Source organism: Pseudomonas sp. BLCC-B112 (assembly GCF_028550695.1).
Taxonomy (GTDB): Bacteria; Pseudomonadota; Gammaproteobacteria; order Pseudomonadales; family Pseudomonadaceae; genus Aquipseudomonas; species Aquipseudomonas danubii.
On record NZ_JAQQGK010000018.1, the window covers coordinates 13,134 to 29,420 of the forward strand.

The following is a 16,287-nucleotide window of genomic DNA, read 5'->3' on the forward strand; positions in this document are numbered from 1 at the left end:
GGACGCCCCGCCCTTTTCATGCCTCGATCCACTGCCACGGGAACCTTGTCCATGAGCAACCAGCACTTCGTCAGTCCTGATCTGATCCGCCAGGGATTTTCCCGGGCCATGTCGGATATGTACCGTGAGGAGGTGCCCCTCTACGGCGCCCTGATGGCGCTGGTGGCCCAGGTCAATGCCCAGGTCCTGGAACAGCAGCCGGCCATTGCCCGGCACTTGCAGCACAGCGGCGAACTGCAGCGCCTGGACCTGGAGCGCCACGGCGCCATCCGTGTCGGCAGCGCCGCCGAGCTGGCGACCCTGGCCCGGCTGTTCGCGGTCATGGGCATGCAGCCGGTGGGCTACTACGACCTGACCCCGGCCGGGGTGCCGGTGCACTCCACGGCCTTTCGCGCGGTGCACGAAGAGGCCCTGCACGTCAGCCCGTTCCGGGTCTTCACCTCGTTGCTGCGCCTGGAACTGATCGACAACCCCGAACTGCGGCGCTTTGCCGAACAGGTGCTGGCCCAACGCTCGATCTTCACCCCCAAGGTGCTGGAACTGATCGAACAGGCCCACGCCCAAGGCGGCCTGGATGAGCACGATGCCCAACGCTTCATTCAGGAAGCCCTGGAGACCTTCCGCTGGCACCACCACGCCACGGTGACCGCCGCCCAGTACGCCAGTCTCAGTGCCCAGCACCGGCTGATCGCCGACGTGGTGGCGTTCAAGGGCCCGCACATCAACCACCTGACCCCACGCACCCTGGACATCGATGAAGTGCAACGGCTGATGCCCGAGCACGGCATCACCCCCAAGGCGGTGATCGAGGGCCCGCCACGCCGGGCGTGCCCGATCCTGCTGCGCCAGACCAGCTTCAAGGCCCTGGAGGAACGGGTGGCCTTCACCGATCAGGACCTGCCCCAGGGCAGCCACAGCGCCCGCTTCGGCGAGATCGAGCAACGCGGCGCGGCACTGACACCCAAGGGCCGGGCCCTCTACGACCGCCTGCTGAATGCGGCCCGCGACGCCCTGGGCGACTTCCCCAGCGAGAGCAATGCCCAGCGCTACAACCAGCTGATGCAGGCGCATTTCGACGAGTTCCCCGACAACCACGACGCCATGCGTGAACAGGGCCTGGCCTACTTCCGCTACTTCGTCAGCGACGCCGGGCTGGCGGCGCGCCACCAGCCCCAGCGGCCCACCACCTTGTCAGCGTTGCTGGCCGCCGGGCACCTGCGGGCCGAACCCCTGGTGTATGAGGACTTCCTGCCGGTGAGCGCCGCCGGGATCTTCCAGTCCAACCTGGGGGACGACAGCCAGAGCCACTACGCCGCACACTCCAACCGCCAGGCCTTCGAAACGGCCCTGGGCCGCGCCACCCTGGATGAGTTGCAGCTCTACGCCCAGACCCAGCAGCGCTCCCTGGAGCAATGCGCAGCCAGCCTGGGCCTGCCAGCGCTCTAAGCCCTGTCCGGCATCGGCCTTGCGGGTCGGTGCCGGATTCCCCCCTCGTCGTTTTGCCCCATGGTCATGGCCTGGCCGGAACGCTATTCTGCCGGCACTTGCGCCCGAGCCCGCGGCGCGCCACCACCAAGGATGGACACGGCGACATGAGATTCGCGACCGGCCTGTTTTTATGCTGCGCCCTCGGCGCCACGCTGAGCACCCACGCAGCAGAAACCGTCAACGACATCACCCAGCTCAACCCCATCGTGGTGGATCAGGTGGCCCGGCCCACCACCCTGGAGCAGATCGTCAAACGGGTGGCCGAACACCCCGGCCCCATCGCCATCGGCGGCGGGCGCTACAGCATGGGCGGCCAGACTGCCACCGAGCATGCCTTGCAGATCGATATGCGCGGCTTCGACCGGGTGCTCGGTTTCTCCCGCGAGCACAAGGAAATCACCGTGCAGCCCGGCATCACCTGGCGCGCCCTGCAGAGTTTCATCGACCCCTACGATCTGTCCGTGAGCATCATGCAGAGCTACGCCAATTTCACCGTCGGCGGCGCCCTGAGCGTCAACGCCCATGGCCGCTATGTCGGCTATGGGCCGCTGGTGACCTCGGTCAAATCCATCAAGCTGGTGCTGGCCGACGGCCAAGTGGTCGAGGCCAGCCCGCACAGCAACGCCGACCTGTTCTACGGCGCCATCGGCGGCTACGGCGGCCTCGGGGTGATAGTCGAAGCCACCTTGCGCCTGAGTGACAACGTGCGCCTGCTGCGCAACTTCGAAGAAATGCCCCTGGGCGACTACCGCTCCTACTTCCTCGACCGGATCGAACACAACCCCAAGGTCATCCTGCATAACGCCGTGCTCTACCCCGACCAGTACCAGACCCTGCGCGCAGTGTCCTACAGCCAGACCGACCTGCCGCTAACGGTCAAGGAACGCCTCACGCCCCTGGACCAAAACTACTGGAAAGAACAGAAAGCCCTGAAAGTGGTGAGCCAATGGCCCGGGGGCAAGGCCCTGCGCCAGGAGGTGATCGACCCCCTAGTGCTGAAGAAACCCCAAGTCTCCTGGCGCAACCACGAGGCCAGCCTCGACGTGCGCGAACTGGAGCCCGACTCCCGGAGCAAGCGCACCTACGTGCTGCAGGAATACTTCGTGCCCACCGACCAGCTGGAGAGTTTCGTCCAGGAGATGGGCGCGACCCTGCGGGCGCACAGGGTCAACGTGATCAACCTGTCCATCCGCCACGCCAAGGCCGACCCCGGCACCTTACTGGCCTGGGCCAAGACTGACGTGTTCGCCCTGGTGCTGTATTACCAGCAGAGCACGGCAGTGGCGGAACGGGACGAAGTGCGGGAATGGACCCGGGCCCTGGTGGACAGCGCGATCAAGCGCGGCGGCAGCTATTACCTGCCGTATCAGATCCACGCCACCGCGCAGCAGTTTCGGGCGGCCTATCCGCGGGCCGGGGAATTTCTCGCACTCAAGGCGCGGGTCGATCCACACAACAAGTTTCGCAACAAGCTGTGGGACGCCTACGGCAGCGACAACCAGGGCAAATAGGTCACGCCCCGGGGCTCAACGGGCCCCGGACTTGTCGCCGGCCAGCACCTTGCGTTGCTGAAGGAAAATCACCCCGTCGCCGTCAAAGGCGATCACGTCGGCGGCGCTGAACGGAGCACCGTCGCCGTGCTCATGCCGCAGCCAGCCCTCGGACCACAAGCCGCCGCTTTCATAACGGACCTGGACGAAGTAGTAAGGCGCTTCGCTGCGGGTGACTTCAACGTAGTGCCCACCATCGACGCCGCCCTGCCACTGGGCCCGGGGATGTTCCGGCAATGTGTGCACGGCTTCTTTGAAAAGGCTCGTCCAGGCAATCCCGAGGGCAACCAGTATCAGCGTCAGTGCGCCGATCGACATGAGAAAACGCTTCAACCAGATCAATCCAGGATCTCCACTTCCATCCACCTCCGCGAGCGGTCCCGCGGAGCAGTCGGCCATTTTGTTGAAGGCCCCGCGACTGCGCAATGAAAAACCGCAGGCACTTGCCAGACGCCGGCAGAGCCTTCAGCCTTGCCCGGCGCGGCAACCGTGCAAGCGGCTTGGCGCCACTTCAACTCTATCGAGACACCCTGGCATGCGTATCACCCTGACGGACATCCGCCTCACTGCGGCGCAAGACCTCTGCGTCGGCTTCTGCTGTGCCTTCGGCGAGGGCCGCGGCCAATGGCTGGGCCCCTCGCCGAGGGTCGGGCACGACTACGAAGTGGAACTGAGCCTGGAGGACGAGTTCAGCTGGAATGACAACCTGGAGCCCTGTGCCCAGGGCCCGTTCCGCCTGCATTGGGACCAGGGTGCCTTGCAGGTCAACGGGCGCCTGGTTCAGGTCGATGAGGATGGCGTCGCAGCCCTGGCAGTAGGCCCCTCGATCATCCTCCTGTCCCTGCGGGGTGGCCCCGAGCGCCTGCCGCAGTGGGTCAGCCTGCGCGCCCGCCAGATCAACCTGCAGCCCATCGCGCTTTGAGCGCCCACGACGAACCACGGTGCAGCGCGGGAAACCCGCAGGGGGGTGTTTGAAGGGGTGGCTGAGCGCCTTTCAAGGGCTCGAACGTCGCCGGACGCGACAGTTACACAACCTGGCGTTCGCAGGACATTACTCCGGGAGGGTGTTCGCCCAGTGCTCTGGCCTTGGCAATCCATGCACCGGTAAAGAGCCCTTGCACCGGGCGAACGATTGGCATTCTAGTGCAACTGAAGGGGAAAATCCGTGGGTGGATTCTGAATAAAACTGGACACCAGGGTGATCCGTCACCCTCGCCGCCGGCTCGCCCCTCAGTTCAGCCCCATCGACCCTGGCCCGCGGGGCTGTCCTGCAGCCCCCCTCAATACCCGGTCATCTCCAGATAACCGCTGCCGGTGTGGCTGCCCTCCAGGGTGATCGGCCCCTCCCAATAGGGAATGCTCAGTTTCATCCACGACTGGGGATTCAAGGCCCGGGTTCTGATGTCCAGTTTCTTATCGGGGATTTTCAGTTGCCAGGCGATCGGCAGGCGCCGCCCCTCGACCTGGGCCTCCTCCAGCGCCGTCATCTGGATCTGCTCGCGCCCCAGGCTCTGGGTGCTGCCATCGAGATTGATCCAGGTGCCGGTGATGTAAGGCGCGCGATGGTTCTCCCGCACCCGGAACAGCATCAACCGCTCACCGCTGTCCAGGTGCAGGGAGAACCAGTCCCAACCAGTCTGATCGGCGGCCAGGGGTTGGCTGCTCCACTCCCGATCGAGCCAGGCCGGGCCGCTGACCTCATAGCGTTGGCCGTCGATCTGCAACTGCCCCGACGCCTGGAAGAACGGCTGGCTGTAGTAATAGGACGCCTGCCCCTGGTCCGACTTGCGGCTGTAACCGCCCGCGCCCTGCAGCACCAGCGGCTGGCTGCTGGACAGTTGCAACTGATAGGCGAACCCCGGCCCGCTGGCCTGCACCTGCATCCGTGCCAGGGGATTGTCCCCGCTGGACAGGCTGGTGAAGCGCCAGTCATCGATCCAGGCCTGGAACGGCTGCGCCGTGACCCCGGCCTGCCCCACCCCGCCCCGGGCATAACGCTCGGCGGCATGGTGACGGCTGGCCGAAGTGACCGCCGCGTGCCCCAGCCAGACCAGCGGTGCGCCCCAGCCGGGCTGCTCGGGCGCGGCCCGCAACGCACTGCGAAACAGCGTCCATTGCACACCGAATTGCCGACCTTGAGCGTCCTTCAGGTTGGCCGTCAGGTACCACCACTCGATGCGAAAACCGTCGTGTGGGCCATGATCGGCAGGAAAGCTGAAGGTGCGCCCCGGCACCACCGGGGCAAAGGCCGAGGCCTCGTTGCCCAGCCCGGCAAAACCCTGGGGCGCCGCGGCGTCCTGGTCGCAGCCGGCCAGGAGCAGAAACAGCAGCGACAGCCACCGGCAATCAATCTTCATGGGCAAAGGTCCTCAGCAAATCCGCCGGTTGTGCACGGTACAGCTTCAACAGCGGCCAGGCCGAGGCCGCCAGGGTGGCCAGCATGGCCAAGCCCAGCAGTTGCAGGATCTGCCCTGGAAACACCCGCAATGGCAGGCTCCAGCCAAAGGCCTGGACATTGATCACGCTGTTCAGGCACCCGGCCAGGACAATCCCCAGGGGCAACGCCAGTATCAGGGTGAGCACCGCCAGCAGCCAGGTCTGCCCGAGGTTCAGCAGCATCAACTGGCGTCGGCCCACCCCCAGGGCCCAGAGCGGCGCCAACTGGCCCAGGCGGCTCTGGCTCTGGGTCAGCAGGCTGATGAACAGTGCCACCCCGGACACCCCTAGGGTCAGGCTATTGAGGGCGGCGGTGGCGGCGAAGGTGCGCTCGAAGACCTGCAGCGACCACCCCTTGAGCCGGGCCTGATCGATGATCCGGCTGTCATCCAGCTGAAACTGCTGTTGCAAGGCGCCGATCAGCGGCGCAACCGCCTCCGGCGCAAGCCGCAGGTTGAAACGGTTCGGCGCCAACTGCGGCCAATGCGCCAGCAGGTGCTGCACATTCACCAGCAAGTGCCCCTTGGGATTGCCGTAGTCGGCATAGATCCCCACCACCTGGGGCGCCCAGTGCCCTGCCGGCACCGGCAGTTCCAGGCGATCCCCCAGGCGCACCTTGAGCCGACGGGCCAACTGTTCGCTGAGCATCACGCTGTCGTGCGCCGCCAACTGCGCCCAGGGATCGGCCCCCTGGGCCTCCAGCAACGGCCAATGCTGGCGATAGCTGGGATGGTCGATCACCCCGTACAGGTCCGCCGGCCAGCCCTGAACCTGCAACGCCACCTGCCAGCTGGGCAGCACCGCCGCCACCTGGGGCTGGCGCGGCAGCCAGTCCAGCAGTTGCCCGGCCTGTTTGGGGCTTTGCGGGTTGAGGTAGAGCTCGGCGCTCAGGCGCTGCTCCAGCCAGTCGTTGAAGGTCTGGCGAAAACCGGCAGTCATGCTGCCGGCGCCAATGTTCGCCGCCAGGGCCAGCAGCAGGGCCATCAAGGCCAGGCTCAGGGCCGGCAACTGCTGCCGACTATCGGCGAGAAACCATTGCCCCAGCACCCCGCGACTGTGCCCCAGCAAGCGGCCCAGCACGGCATTGAGCAGCACCGGCAAGCCCAGGGCTGCCGCCAGCAGCAAAGACGCCAGCAGCACGAAACCGCTGGCCAGGCTGTCGCCCCAGCGCCACGCCGCCAGGGCCACCAAAAGCGCCAGGCAAGCCATCCAGCCCTGGCGCCGCAACCAGTGGGCATGGGCCTGATGCCAGGCCTGGGGATTGGCCAGGGCCAGCAACGGCAGGCGCGCCGCCCGCAACAGACTGGCGCCACCGGCCAGCAAGGCCCCCAGCAGACTGAGGCCGATGCCGCTCAACCACCACCAGGGACTCAGGCTCAACTGCCCCGCCACTTGCGCGCCATACAAGCCCCGCAAGCTGGCGGCCACGTCCGGCAGCAACACCCCGGCCAGCAGGTAGCCGCTGACCACGCCAGCCACACCGCCCAACAGCGCCAGCCCTCCCAGCTCGACGATCAGGCAGGCAATCAGCAGCCGCGCGCTGACCCCACAGGCCCGCAGGGTGCGCAGCAAGCCGCGGCGCTGCTCCAGGGCCAGGCCAATGGCGGCGTGCACGATAAACAGCCCCACCACAAAGGACAGGAACCCCAAGGCATCCAGGTTCAGGTGAAAGCTTTCGGTCAGGCGCGCCAGATCGCCCTCTGCTTCCCCCTGGCGCAGCACCAGTTGCCCCGCCAGTTGCGCCGGCAGTGGCGGTGCCTGGGCGGCAAAGTCCCTGGGCAGCAACAAGCGGCTCAACTGCCCGGGCTGGCCGAGCACCTGCTGGGCAAAACCGATGTCCATCAACAGCAGCCCCGGGGCCATGTCCGCCTGCACCCGCAGCGGCGGCAAGCGCTGGCCATTGACTGCCTGGGGTTGCTCGCCCTCTTGCAAGCCCAGGCTGGCCAGGGTCTGCGGTGCAACCCAGGTGGTGCCCGGCGCACTGAAGAACTCGACCATCTGTTGCAGCGCCAGGGCCTGCCCGGCCACCGCGGAACCGGCGGGCAGCGATAACGGCTCGATGCCCATCACTTGCAGGGGCTGGTCGGGGTGATCCTTGAGCTGCACCCGCCCCTGGAGCACCGGCGACACCGGCCAGCCGGCACGGCGCAGCTCGACGAACCCCTGCTGGGAAAAACTCGCACCACTGGCGCTGCCCAGGCTGGCCTGGGGCTCGCCGCCGATCAACTGGCTGGCCCGGGCATAACTGTCCCGAGCCTGACTGTTGAGGGCCAGGACCCCAGTCAACAAGCTGGTGGCCAGCCAGAGTCCGGTGAGCACACTGAAAAACTGCACCGGATGCCGGCGCCAGTGGCTCAGCAGCGCCTGCATCGCTGTGACAAAGACCCCCATCTCAAGCCCCGACCGGGTCGGCCAGACGACCGCGTTGCAGCACCACCGTCTGTTGCAGGCGGCTGGCCACCCGCTGGCTATGGGTGACCATCAACAAGCTGGTGGGGCTGTCCGCCAGTAGCTCCAGCAACAGCTGCAACACCTCGTCGCTGGTGGCCTCGTCGAGGCTGCCGGTGGGTTCGTCCGCCAGCAGCAATCCGGGTTTCGCAGCCAGGGCCCGGCCCAGGGCGACCCGTTGCTGCTGACCGCCGGAGAGCTGCTCCGGGTAACGCCGCAGCAAATCCCCCAGGCCCAGGCGCTCCACCAGTTGCGCCTGCCACAGCGGATCGAAGCGCCCGGCCAGGCGCGCCTGAAAGCCCAGGTTGTCTTCTACCCGCAGGCTGCTGATCAGGTTGAACTGCTGGAACACCAGGCCCACTTCAGTGCGCCGCCAGTTGGCCAGCTGGTGTTCGTTCATCTGCTCCAGGCCGTACTCGCCAATGCGGATGCTGCCGCGATCGACCTTGTCCAGCCCCGCCACCAAATGCAGCAGGGTGCTCTTGCCGCTGCCCGACTCGCCCATCAGCGCCAGGCTGCTGCCCTGCCCCAGGTGCAGATCCACACCCTGCAGCACCGCCAGCGGGCCCTGGGGCGTGGGGTAGCTCTTGAACACTCCTTGTACTTGCAGCATGGGCTGATTCGTCCGACCTGAGAGGGGAACCAAGGATAACCCGTGCGCCCCGGGACCTGCGCAAAGCTTCACCGCTCTCCAGGCCGTCAGGCGCTCTGCGACCGCTGGGCGAGCACTGGCCCCTATCGTCCAGCCGTCACGAAATATAGTATTGCGCCCCTTTTGTTCATTGCAGGAAGCACCCATGACCTACACCAGGGCCCAATTGCAGTACCGGCTGTACATCGCCGCAGGCGCACTGTTGTTTACCGGTGCCTTGATCTCGACCTTTTTCTCGACCCTGAAAATGCTCTATTGGCGCCTGGACAGCTACACCGCCATGGCCTCGACCATCAATCGCCCGATCAAGTACTTCGTGTACCAGGTCAACGCCAATACCCAGCCGCTGAACTGGTTCTGGGACAACAGCCCGACGCCCAGCTTCATCGACCTGAGCTACTCCTCCCACTGGAAGTTCCTGGTGATCTACCTGCTGATCTTCGTCGGCGCGGCGCTGTTCGCCACAGGCCGGGGGATGATGCGCAAGGTCGAAGAGGTCGAGCCGCTGATCGAAGCCCAGCTCAAGGCCCCGGCCGAAGAAGGCGTGCCCGCCAAGACCCTGCAGGAGCTGGAGGACTCGACCCTGGTGGGCAAAGCGCCGTCGTTCTTCAGCCAGACCCGCCTGCTGGTGGCCTGGCCCCTGGGCGCTGCGGCGGTCTACCTGGGCCTACTGTGGATGCTGGGCATCATCTGAGCCCGGCGCCGGCGGATCGAGCAGCGCGTCTGCCACCGGGTACTTGACCACCACCCGGTTGCGATACAGGCATTCCTGGCGCAGCAGTTCGGCGTCCTGGCCTTTGGTGCGGATGTCGCGCCAGATCTGGTTCTCCCGGTACACCCGGGCGCCCTCGCGCACAAAGCGGTGGGCCCGCTGGTAAACGTGATAGCGATACTCGCGCGGCTGCTCGCAAAGCAGCTCGCCCTCCAGCTGTTGCGCGCCGACCTGCAGCTTGAGCTGCAAGGTCTGCGGCCCGGGGTTGTACAGCACCAGATCGATGTAGTTGTAAAAGATCGCCGCCCCGGAACCGAAGGGCAGCACCCGCCCCTCGTCGGGAAACGGGTCGAAACTGTGGTTGGCCCGTTCCACCACCTCCAGCGGCGAGTGCATGGCCATCCAGTGAATCAGGTTGCTCAGCTGGCAGATGCCACCGCCGATGCCGCTGCGGGCCTCGCCGAACGACAGCTCCATGCCCTCGACAAAACCGCGTTCGCGACTGGGCCGGCCCACCAGTTTGCAGAAAGAAAAATACTCCCCAGGGGCGATGCGCACGCCATCGATGCAGGCTACCGCCAGTTTGAGGTTGATCACCTTGTTGTGCTGCAGCGCCAGGTCGCAGTCGCCCAGGGTGCGGATCAGTTTCGAGGTGTGCTTGATCAGGCGATGGGGCAAGCGCGGGCTGCCGGGCTCGGGCCGGGCGTAACGGCGCCCGGAAAAGCGCCAGGCCAGATGACGCATCAGGCGCTTCTGGCGTACTCGCAGCCAGTACAGCAGCGGGTGATACGAGGACAAGGGTTTCATCGATGGTTAAACGGCGGCCCGGCGCGACGACGCAGGAGCCGGCTTCGTCCTTGAAAAAAAGAGCGGCATCTTAGCGGCAAGCCTGCGCCCATGCCAGAAGCCCTGCACCCGAGCGCCCCGTACTGGAATACACCGTAGAACAGGCCCAGCCCTAGCCCAGCAACTGGCTGAGCACGGCCCGCAGCTTGCCCGGTTTCACCGGTTTGTTGAGCAGCGGCGCCCCCAGTTGCTGCAAGGCCCGGCGACACTGGTCGCTGCGGTCGGCGGTGATGATCACCGCCGGCAGCGGCTGCTGGAAATGCTCGCGCAGTTGCTGCACGACCTCGCAGCCGGTGACCCCGTGATCCAGGTGAAAATCCGCCAGGATCAGTTCCGGCGCTCGGCCCTGAAGCACCGCCAGGGCCGCCGCCTGATCGGTGGCGGTGAGCACTTCACACCCCCACTGCCCGAGCAGCGCGGCCATGCTCTCAAGAATGCTCAACTCGTTGTCCAGCACCAGCAGGCGCCGCCCCGGCAGCGGATTGCCGGTGCCCGGCTGCGGTGCCTGCAAGCTGATGGGCAACGGCACCCGGGCCGCCAGGGGCACCTGGATGCTGAACCGCGAGCCGCGTCCCGGCCGCGACTCCACCTGCACCCGGTAGCCGAGGATCTTGGCGATGCGCTCGACAATCGCCAGCCCCAGGCCCACGCCTTTGCGGTCGGCGGCGCGGCCCACGTCCAGCTGATTGAATTCGAGGAAGATCGACTCCAGGCGGTCAGCGGCAATGCCGCGCCCGGTGTCCCACACCTCCAGCCGCAGTTGATCGCCGCGGCGCCGCGCCGCCAGCAAAATGCTGCCGCGCTCGGTGTAGCGGCAGGCATTGCTGAGAAAGTTGCGCAAAATGCGGGTCATCAGCCGCAGGTCGGTGAACAGGGCAAAGTCGCCGAAGCGCACCCGCAGCTCCAGACCGGCCGCCTCGGCCACCGACTGGAACTCCGACACCAGCGGCGCGAGCATTTCATCCAGGCGATACACCGCCAGGTCCGGCTTGACCGCCGCCTGGTCGAGCTTGGAGATGTCCAGCAGATCGGTGAGCAAATCCTCGGCGCCTTCCAGGGCCTGGTGGGTGCGTTCCACCAACAGTTGCTCGGCGGCCGGCAGGCGCCGCTCGCGCAAGGTGGAGATCAACAGCCGCGCGGCATTCAGCGGTTGCAGCAGGTCGTGGCTGGCGGCGGCCAGGTACTTGTCCTTGCTGCGGTTGGCCGCCTCGGCGGCGTCCCGGGCATCCCGCAGATCACACTCGATGCGTTCGCGCCGGGCGATCTGCTGCTGCAGGTTGCGGTTGGCTTCCAGCAGTTCATCGGTGCGCGCGGCGACCCGCTGCTCCAACTGGTCGTTGAGCTGTTCCAGATGCTGCTGGGCCAGCTTGCGTTCGGTGATGTCAGCGACAAACCCTTCCACCAGCCCATCCTGGTCGGGCTTGAGCAGCAGGTTCATCAGCACATCGATGCTGCTGCCGTCCTTGCGCCGCAGCTGGGTTTCATAGCCCAGCAGGCTGCGCTGGCTCTGCAACTGCTCGCCGATGGCCGCCAGTTCCGCGGCGCCGCCGACGAACAGATTGCCGGCCAGATCGGCCAGGGAGAACAGCACTTCCTGGGGGTCCTGATACCCCAGCATGCGCGCCAGGGCCGGGTTGGCCGCGCGCATGCCGGCCTGCAGGCTGGCCTGGAAGATGCCGTGCACCGCGTGCTCGAACAGCCACTTGTAGCGGTTGCGCTCGGTTTCCAGGTCTTCCAGGCGCGCCGCCAGTTCCGGGTAGTGGCTCTTGCGCGCCGAGTGGTTACCCAGCCCCAAGAGCCCGGCCAGGGCCCGTTGCTGTTCGTCAGAGGGCCTCGCCATACACCACCTCGACGTCACGCTGGCTGGATTCGCGCGGGTTGGTGAGGATGCACGGATCGTCCATCGCATGCTGGGACAGGAACGGAATATCGCTGCTGCTGACCCCATGCAGGCCCAGGGTTTCGTGGAAGCCGATGGCGCGCTTGAGGGCGATCAGGTGCTCCACCAGCCGCCCGCAGATCTGCCGCTGGTTGAGCCCGCGACAGTCGATGCCGAAGGTCTCGGCAATCACCTTGAAGCGCTCCGGTGCCGAGCTGTAGTTGAAGGCCACCACATGCTCCACCAGCACCGCGTTGCACAACCCGTGGGGCAGGTCGAGAAAGCCCCCCAGGCTGTGGGACATGGCATGCACCGCACCAAGAATCGCGTTGGAGAACGCCAGCCCGGCCTGCATGCTGCCGAGCATGATCTGCTCGCGCAGGGCGATGTCCGCCGGGTTGGCGATCATCTGCACCAGGTTGCCGTTGATCAGGCGCATGGCTTCCAGGGCATGGGGGTCGGTGAGCGGGCCGTGGCCGGTGGAAACAAAGGCCTCGATGGCATGCACCAGGGCGTCGATGCCGGTGCAGGCGGAGAGGAACGGGTCCATGCCCAGGGTGGTTTCCGGGTCGATCAGCGACACATCCGGGACCACCGCCTTGCTGACGATGGAGAACTTCATCCGCTCCTGCTGGTTGGAGATGATGACGAACTGCGAGACGTCCGCCGAGGTGCCGGCGGTGGTGGGAATCATGATCAAGGGCGGGCTCGGCACGCGGATCATGTCCACCCCTTCGAACTCAAGGATGCTGCGCCCGTGGGCCACCACAATGCCGATGCCCTTGCCGCAATCCATCGGGCTGCCACCGCCGACGGCGACGATCACATCGCAGGCATTTTCGCGGTAGACCTCGGCGCCCTGCATCACCTCCTCCACCCGCGGGTTGGGCGACACCTGGCTGTACAGGCAATAGTCCACGCCCTGGGCCTGGAGACTGGCCTCGACGTCGGCGACCCAACCGGCGGCGATCACCCCGGGGTCGCTGACCACCAGGACCTTGCGCGCGCCGAAGGTCTTCGCATAGTTGCCGACGTTATGCCGGCAACCGGCGCCAAAGATGATTTCCGGAGACACGAACTTGCGCAGCAGACTGAGATTCTGGCTCATGGGGGAAGCCTGTTTTCTTATTGTTCTGGAAGGAGAACGCCAGCCTAAAGCATCCGTTGCTGAAAGCAATCCGACCATCGGCGGACTTCGCAGCCTGCGGCAGCGGCTACAGGGACCGGGTGGCGTCAGAGATGGATGTCCATGCCGTCATGCGCCACTTCGATGCCGCGGCGGGTCAGTTCGGCGCGCTCGGCGGAGTCTTCGTCGAGGATCGGGTTGGTGTTGTTGATGTGGATCAGAACCTTGCGCGCCCGGGGAAAGCGCTCCAGCACATCAAGCATGCCGCCGGGGCCGCTTTGCGCCAGGTGGCCCATTTCGCTGCCCAGTTTGTCGCCGACGCCACAGACGCGCATTTCGTCGTCGCGCCACAAGGTGCCGTCCACCAGCAGGCAGTCGGCGCGGTCCATCCATTCCAGCAGGGCCTCATCCACCTGCCCCAGGCCCGGGGCGTAGAACAGGCTGGCGCCGCTGCGCCGATCCGCGATGAACAGGCCGATATTGTCCCCCGGGTGCGGGTTGCCGCGATGGGGCGAATATGGCGGCGCGCTGCTGCGCAGGGCAATGGCCCGCAAGGCGATGTCCGGGCAGGCCGGTAGGCTGAACTCGCGGCCATCGAGGTGGATAGGCTGCCACTGCAAGCCGCCGTTCCAGTGGCTGAGCATGTTGAACAGGGGGAAGCCGCTGCACAGGTCCTGATGGACCATCTCGGTGCACCAGACCTGATGCGGGCAGCCTTCGCGCAGGCTGAGCAGGCCGGTGCAGTGGTCGATCTGGCTGTCCAGCAGGATCACTCCGGCCAGGGCGGTGTCGCGCAGCTGTCGGGCCGGTTGCAGGGTCGGGAAGGATTCCAGCTGCTGGCGAATATCCGGCGAGGCGTTGCACAAGATCCACTCGCTGCCGTGGTCGCTCAGGGCGATGGACGATTGGGTACGGCGCTGGGCGCGCAGGCTGCCGTCGCGCACTCCGGCGCAGTTGCGGCAGTTGCAGTTCCACTGGGGAAAACCGCCACCCGCCGCGGAACCGAGAATGCGGATATGCATAGTGTGCTCCAAAGGGGCAGAAGACTCCGGCCGCCACCCGGGCCGGCCGGAGCGGGACGGCTCAGCGGTTGGCGAAGTACATGGTCACTTCAAAGCCGATACGCAGGTCGGTGTACGCGGGTTTATGCCACATGGGGTCAATCCTCTTGTTGTGCCGGGGATTCCGGTAGAGGCATTAATGCACGAGGGGCGCGGCGCCCGAATGCTACTTTGGGACGAGCCGGCGGGGTGCGTTGGTAGGGGCTTGGCGCGTGTGTAGCCGCTGCCGCAGGCTGCGCACGGCTTGGGCGGCATGCCGACGCAGGAGACACAGGGGGCATGAGAACCAGGCGGTTGACGGGAAACCGCCAAGCAAGGCCCTGCGGGCCTTTGCGCAGCCTCGCACGCTCGGCAGCGGCTACAGCAGCTGGAGGTTTGGCGGGCGGTCCCCAGGCAAAAAAACGGCGCGACGTCCACCCAAGACGTCGCGCCGTTGCCACACAAAGCGGGGCAGCACCCAACTACCCCGCTCTTTCTTGCCCTTAGAAGAAGCCCAGGGGGTTGATGTCGTAGCTCACCAGCAGGTTCTTGGTCTGCTGGTAGTGGTCGAGCATCATCTTGTGGGTCTCGCGGCCCACGCCGGACTTCTTGTAGCCACCAAACGCGGCGTGGGCCGGGTACAGGTGGTAGCAGTTGGTCCACACGCGCCCGGCCTGGATCGCCCGGCCCATGCGGTAGGCGCGGTTGATGTCGCGGGTCCACAGCCCGGCGCCCAGGCCGAACTCGCTGTCGTTGGCAATCGCCAGGGCTTCGGCTTCGTCCTTGAAGGTGGTCACGCCCACCACCGGGCCGAAGATCTCTTCCTGGAACACGCGCATCTTGTTGTGGCCCTTGAGCAGGGTCGGCTGGATGTAATAGCCGCTGGACAGGTCGCCCTCCAACAGTTCGGCGGCGCCACCGGTGAGCAGCTCGGCGCCCTCCTCCTGGGCGATCTGCAGGTAGGAGAGGATCTTTTCGTACTGCTGCTGGGATGCCTGGGCGCCGACCATGGTCTCGGTGTCCAGCGGGTTGCCGCGCTTGATCTTGACGATCTTCTTCATCACCTCGGCCATGAACGGCTCGTAGATCGACTCCTGCACCAGGGCCCGGGATGGGCAGGTGCAGACTTCACCCTGGTTGAAGAACGCCAGCACCAGGCCCTCGGCGGCCTTTTCGATGAACTTGGGCTCGGCCTGCATGATGTCTTCGAAGAAGATGTTCGGCGACTTGCCGCCCAGTTCCACGGTGGACGGAATGATGTTCTCGGCGGCGCATTTCATGATGTGCGAGCCCACCGGGGTCGAGCCGGTGAAGGCGATCTTGGCGATGCGCTTGCTGGTGGCCAGGGCCTCGCCGGCTTCGCGGCCAAAGCCCTGGACGATGTTCAGCACCCCGGCCGGCAGCAGGTCGGCGATCAACTCGGCGAAGATCATGATCGACAGCGGGGTCTGCTCGGCGGGCTTGAGCACCACGCAGTTGCCGGCGGCCAGGGCCGGGGCCAGCTTCCAGGCGGCCATCAGCAGCGGGAAGTTCCACGGGATAATCTGCCCGACCACGCCCAGGGGTTCGTGGAAATGGTAGGCGGTGGTCAGTTCGTTGATCTCCGCGGCGCCGCCTTCCTGGGCGCGGATGCAACCGGCGAAGTAGCGGAAGTGGTCAGCGGCCAGGGGCACGTCGGCGTTGAGGGTTTCGCGCACCGCCTTGCCGTTGTCCCAGGTCTCGCTGACCGCGAGGATCTCCAGGTTCTGCTCGATGCGGTCGGCGATCTTCAACAGCACCCGCGAGCGGTCCTGGACCGAGGTCTTGCCCCAGGCCTCGGCGGCGGCATGGGCGGCGTCCAGGGCCAGGTCGATATCGGCGGCGCTGGAACGGGGGAATTCGGCGATCACTTCACCGTTGACCGGCGAGGTGTTGGTGAAGTACTGGCCAGCCACCGGCGGCACGAACTGGCCGCCGATGAAATTGCCGTAGCGTGGCTTGAAGGACACGACGGCGCCTGGGGTTCCGGGTTGTGCGTAGATCATGCTGAGCCTCTGCTGGTCGAGGCCTGTCCGACGACAGGCGATGAACCGATGGTAGAGAGCCCCGCCTGCCGGACGAATGCATCGTT

Annotated in this window: 14 protein-coding genes; 4 read left to right on the forward strand and 10 right to left on the reverse strand. The window is 66.1% G+C overall.

Annotated features, from left to right (window positions below; translation table 11 throughout):
* Positions 1 to 51 precede the first annotated feature (51 nt).
* Positions 52 to 1,446, forward strand: a complete 1,395-nt coding sequence (hglS, locus tag PQT43_RS30140) for a 2-oxoadipate dioxygenase/decarboxylase HglS (protein ID WP_170004664.1) — start codon at positions 52 to 54, stop codon at positions 1,444 to 1,446.
* A gap of 146 nt (positions 1,447 to 1,592) precedes the next feature.
* Positions 1,593 to 2,999 (forward strand): FAD-binding oxidoreductase, encoded by a 1,407-nt coding sequence (locus PQT43_RS30145; protein WP_272755460.1) that lies wholly within the window; start codon positions 1,593 to 1,595, stop codon positions 2,997 to 2,999.
* A gap of 15 nt (positions 3,000 to 3,014) precedes the next feature.
* Here the strand turns inward: PQT43_RS30145 and PQT43_RS30150 are convergent, their stop codons facing one another.
* Complete coding sequence (locus PQT43_RS30150; protein ID WP_272755462.1) at positions 3,015 to 3,371, reverse strand: hypothetical protein; 357 nt, start codon at positions 3,369 to 3,371, stop codon at positions 3,015 to 3,017.
* Between the two features lie 202 nt (positions 3,372 to 3,573).
* Between PQT43_RS30150 and PQT43_RS30155 the strand changes: the two genes are divergently transcribed.
* Positions 3,574 to 3,960 carry a hypothetical protein gene (locus tag PQT43_RS30155; protein ID WP_265074562.1) on the forward strand — a complete coding sequence of 129 codons (387 nt, stop codon included), beginning with the start codon at positions 3,574 to 3,576 and terminating at the stop codon, positions 3,958 to 3,960.
* A gap of 358 nt (positions 3,961 to 4,318) precedes the next feature.
* Here the strand turns inward: PQT43_RS30155 and PQT43_RS30160 are convergent, their stop codons facing one another.
* From PQT43_RS30160 to PQT43_RS30170, 3 genes are read right to left on the reverse strand one after another with little or no spacing between them, the layout of a single operon-like run.
* Positions 4,319 to 5,395 carry a lipocalin-like domain-containing protein gene (locus tag PQT43_RS30160; RefSeq protein ID WP_272755463.1) on the reverse strand — a complete coding sequence of 359 codons (1,077 nt, stop codon included), beginning with the start codon at positions 5,393 to 5,395 and terminating at the stop codon, positions 4,319 to 4,321.
* The gene (locus PQT43_RS30165; RefSeq protein WP_272755464.1) at positions 5,385 to 7,865 is read right to left on the reverse strand and encodes an FtsX-like permease family protein; all 2,481 of its coding nucleotides are present in this window, start codon (positions 7,863 to 7,865) and stop codon (positions 5,385 to 5,387) included. Before PQT43_RS30165 ends, PQT43_RS30160 begins: the two co-directional genes overlap by 11 nt.
* A gap of 1 nt (position 7,866) precedes the next feature.
* Complete coding sequence (locus PQT43_RS30170; RefSeq protein ID WP_102880331.1) at positions 7,867 to 8,535, reverse strand: ABC transporter ATP-binding protein; 669 nt, start codon at positions 8,533 to 8,535, stop codon at positions 7,867 to 7,869.
* A gap of 184 nt (positions 8,536 to 8,719) precedes the next feature.
* Here PQT43_RS30170 and PQT43_RS30175 point away from each other — a divergent pair, with 184 nt between their 5' ends.
* Entirely contained in the window at positions 8,720 to 9,268 is a 549-nt protein-coding gene (locus PQT43_RS30175) for a YniB family protein (RefSeq protein WP_102880330.1), read from the forward strand.
* On the opposite strand, the gene PQT43_RS30180 is transcribed toward PQT43_RS30175, so the two are convergent.
* The 6 genes from PQT43_RS30180 to exaC form a co-directional block, all read right to left on the reverse strand.
* Positions 9,242 to 10,093, reverse strand: coding sequence for a VanW family protein (locus PQT43_RS30180; protein ID WP_102880329.1), 852 nt, complete (start codon positions 10,091 to 10,093; stop codon positions 9,242 to 9,244). The two genes, PQT43_RS30175 and PQT43_RS30180, sit on opposite strands and share 27 nt — an antisense overlap.
* Positions 10,094 to 10,244: 151 nt before the next feature.
* Positions 10,245 to 11,972: a PAS domain-containing hybrid sensor histidine kinase/response regulator gene (locus tag PQT43_RS30185; RefSeq protein WP_265074558.1), complete on the reverse strand. Its 1,728-nt coding sequence runs from the start codon at positions 11,970 to 11,972 to the stop codon at positions 10,245 to 10,247.
* Positions 11,956 to 13,119 carry an alcohol dehydrogenase-like regulatory protein ErcA gene (ercA, locus tag PQT43_RS30190; RefSeq protein WP_213666042.1) on the reverse strand — a complete coding sequence of 388 codons (1,164 nt, stop codon included), beginning with the start codon at positions 13,117 to 13,119 and terminating at the stop codon, positions 11,956 to 11,958. The genes PQT43_RS30185 and ercA overlap by 17 nt, the downstream gene beginning before the upstream one ends.
* 125 nt (positions 13,120 to 13,244) lie before the next feature.
* On the reverse strand, positions 13,245 to 14,159 hold the full coding sequence (gene pqqB / locus PQT43_RS30195) for a pyrroloquinoline quinone biosynthesis protein PqqB (RefSeq protein WP_265074557.1): 915 nt from the start codon (positions 14,157 to 14,159) through the stop codon (positions 13,245 to 13,247).
* Positions 14,160 to 14,220: 61 nt separating this feature from the next.
* Positions 14,221 to 14,292, reverse strand: coding sequence for a pyrroloquinoline quinone precursor peptide PqqA (pqqA, locus tag PQT43_RS30200; protein ID WP_011060521.1), 72 nt, complete (start codon positions 14,290 to 14,292; stop codon positions 14,221 to 14,223).
* A 388-nt stretch (positions 14,293 to 14,680) separates the two neighbouring features.
* The gene (gene exaC / locus PQT43_RS30205; protein WP_272755466.1) at positions 14,681 to 16,201 is read right to left on the reverse strand and encodes an acetaldehyde dehydrogenase ExaC; all 1,521 of its coding nucleotides are present in this window, start codon (positions 16,199 to 16,201) and stop codon (positions 14,681 to 14,683) included.
* Between the last annotated feature and the right edge of the window lie 86 nt (positions 16,202 to 16,287).

What these genes read in the sequence shown, in the direction of transcription:
- hglS (WP_170004664.1), top strand. Translation starts at nt 52, where the DNA reads ATGAGCAACCAGCACTTCGTCAGTCCTGATCTGATCCGCCAGGGATTT.
- PQT43_RS30145 (WP_272755460.1), top strand. Translation starts at nt 1,593, where the DNA reads ATGAGATTCGCGACCGGCCTGTTTTTATGCTGCGCCCTCGGCGCCACG.
- PQT43_RS30155 (WP_265074562.1), top strand. Translation starts at nt 3,574, where the DNA reads ATGCGTATCACCCTGACGGACATCCGCCTCACTGCGGCGCAAGACCTC.
- PQT43_RS30160 (WP_272755463.1), bottom strand. Translation starts at nt 5,395, where the DNA reads ATGAAGATTGATTGCCGGTGGCTGTCGCTGCTGTTTCTGCTCCTGGCC.
- PQT43_RS30165 (WP_272755464.1), bottom strand. Translation starts at nt 7,865, where the DNA reads ATGGGGGTCTTTGTCACAGCGATGCAGGCGCTGCTGAGCCACTGGCGC.
- PQT43_RS30170 (WP_102880331.1), bottom strand. Translation starts at nt 8,535, where the DNA reads ATGCTGCAAGTACAAGGAGTGTTCAAGAGCTACCCCACGCCCCAGGGC.
- PQT43_RS30175 (WP_102880330.1), top strand. Translation starts at nt 8,720, where the DNA reads ATGACCTACACCAGGGCCCAATTGCAGTACCGGCTGTACATCGCCGCA.
- PQT43_RS30180 (WP_102880329.1), bottom strand. Translation starts at nt 10,093, where the DNA reads ATGAAACCCTTGTCCTCGTATCACCCGCTGCTGTACTGGCTGCGAGTA.
- PQT43_RS30185 (WP_265074558.1), bottom strand. Translation starts at nt 11,972, where the DNA reads ATGGCGAGGCCCTCTGACGAACAGCAACGGGCCCTGGCCGGGCTCTTG.
- ercA (WP_213666042.1), bottom strand. Translation starts at nt 13,119, where the DNA reads ATGAGCCAGAATCTCAGTCTGCTGCGCAAGTTCGTGTCTCCGGAAATC.
- pqqB (WP_265074557.1), bottom strand. Translation starts at nt 14,159, where the DNA reads ATGCATATCCGCATTCTCGGTTCCGCGGCGGGTGGCGGTTTTCCCCAG.
- exaC (WP_272755466.1), bottom strand. Translation starts at nt 16,201, where the DNA reads ATGATCTACGCACAACCCGGAACCCCAGGCGCCGTCGTGTCCTTCAAG.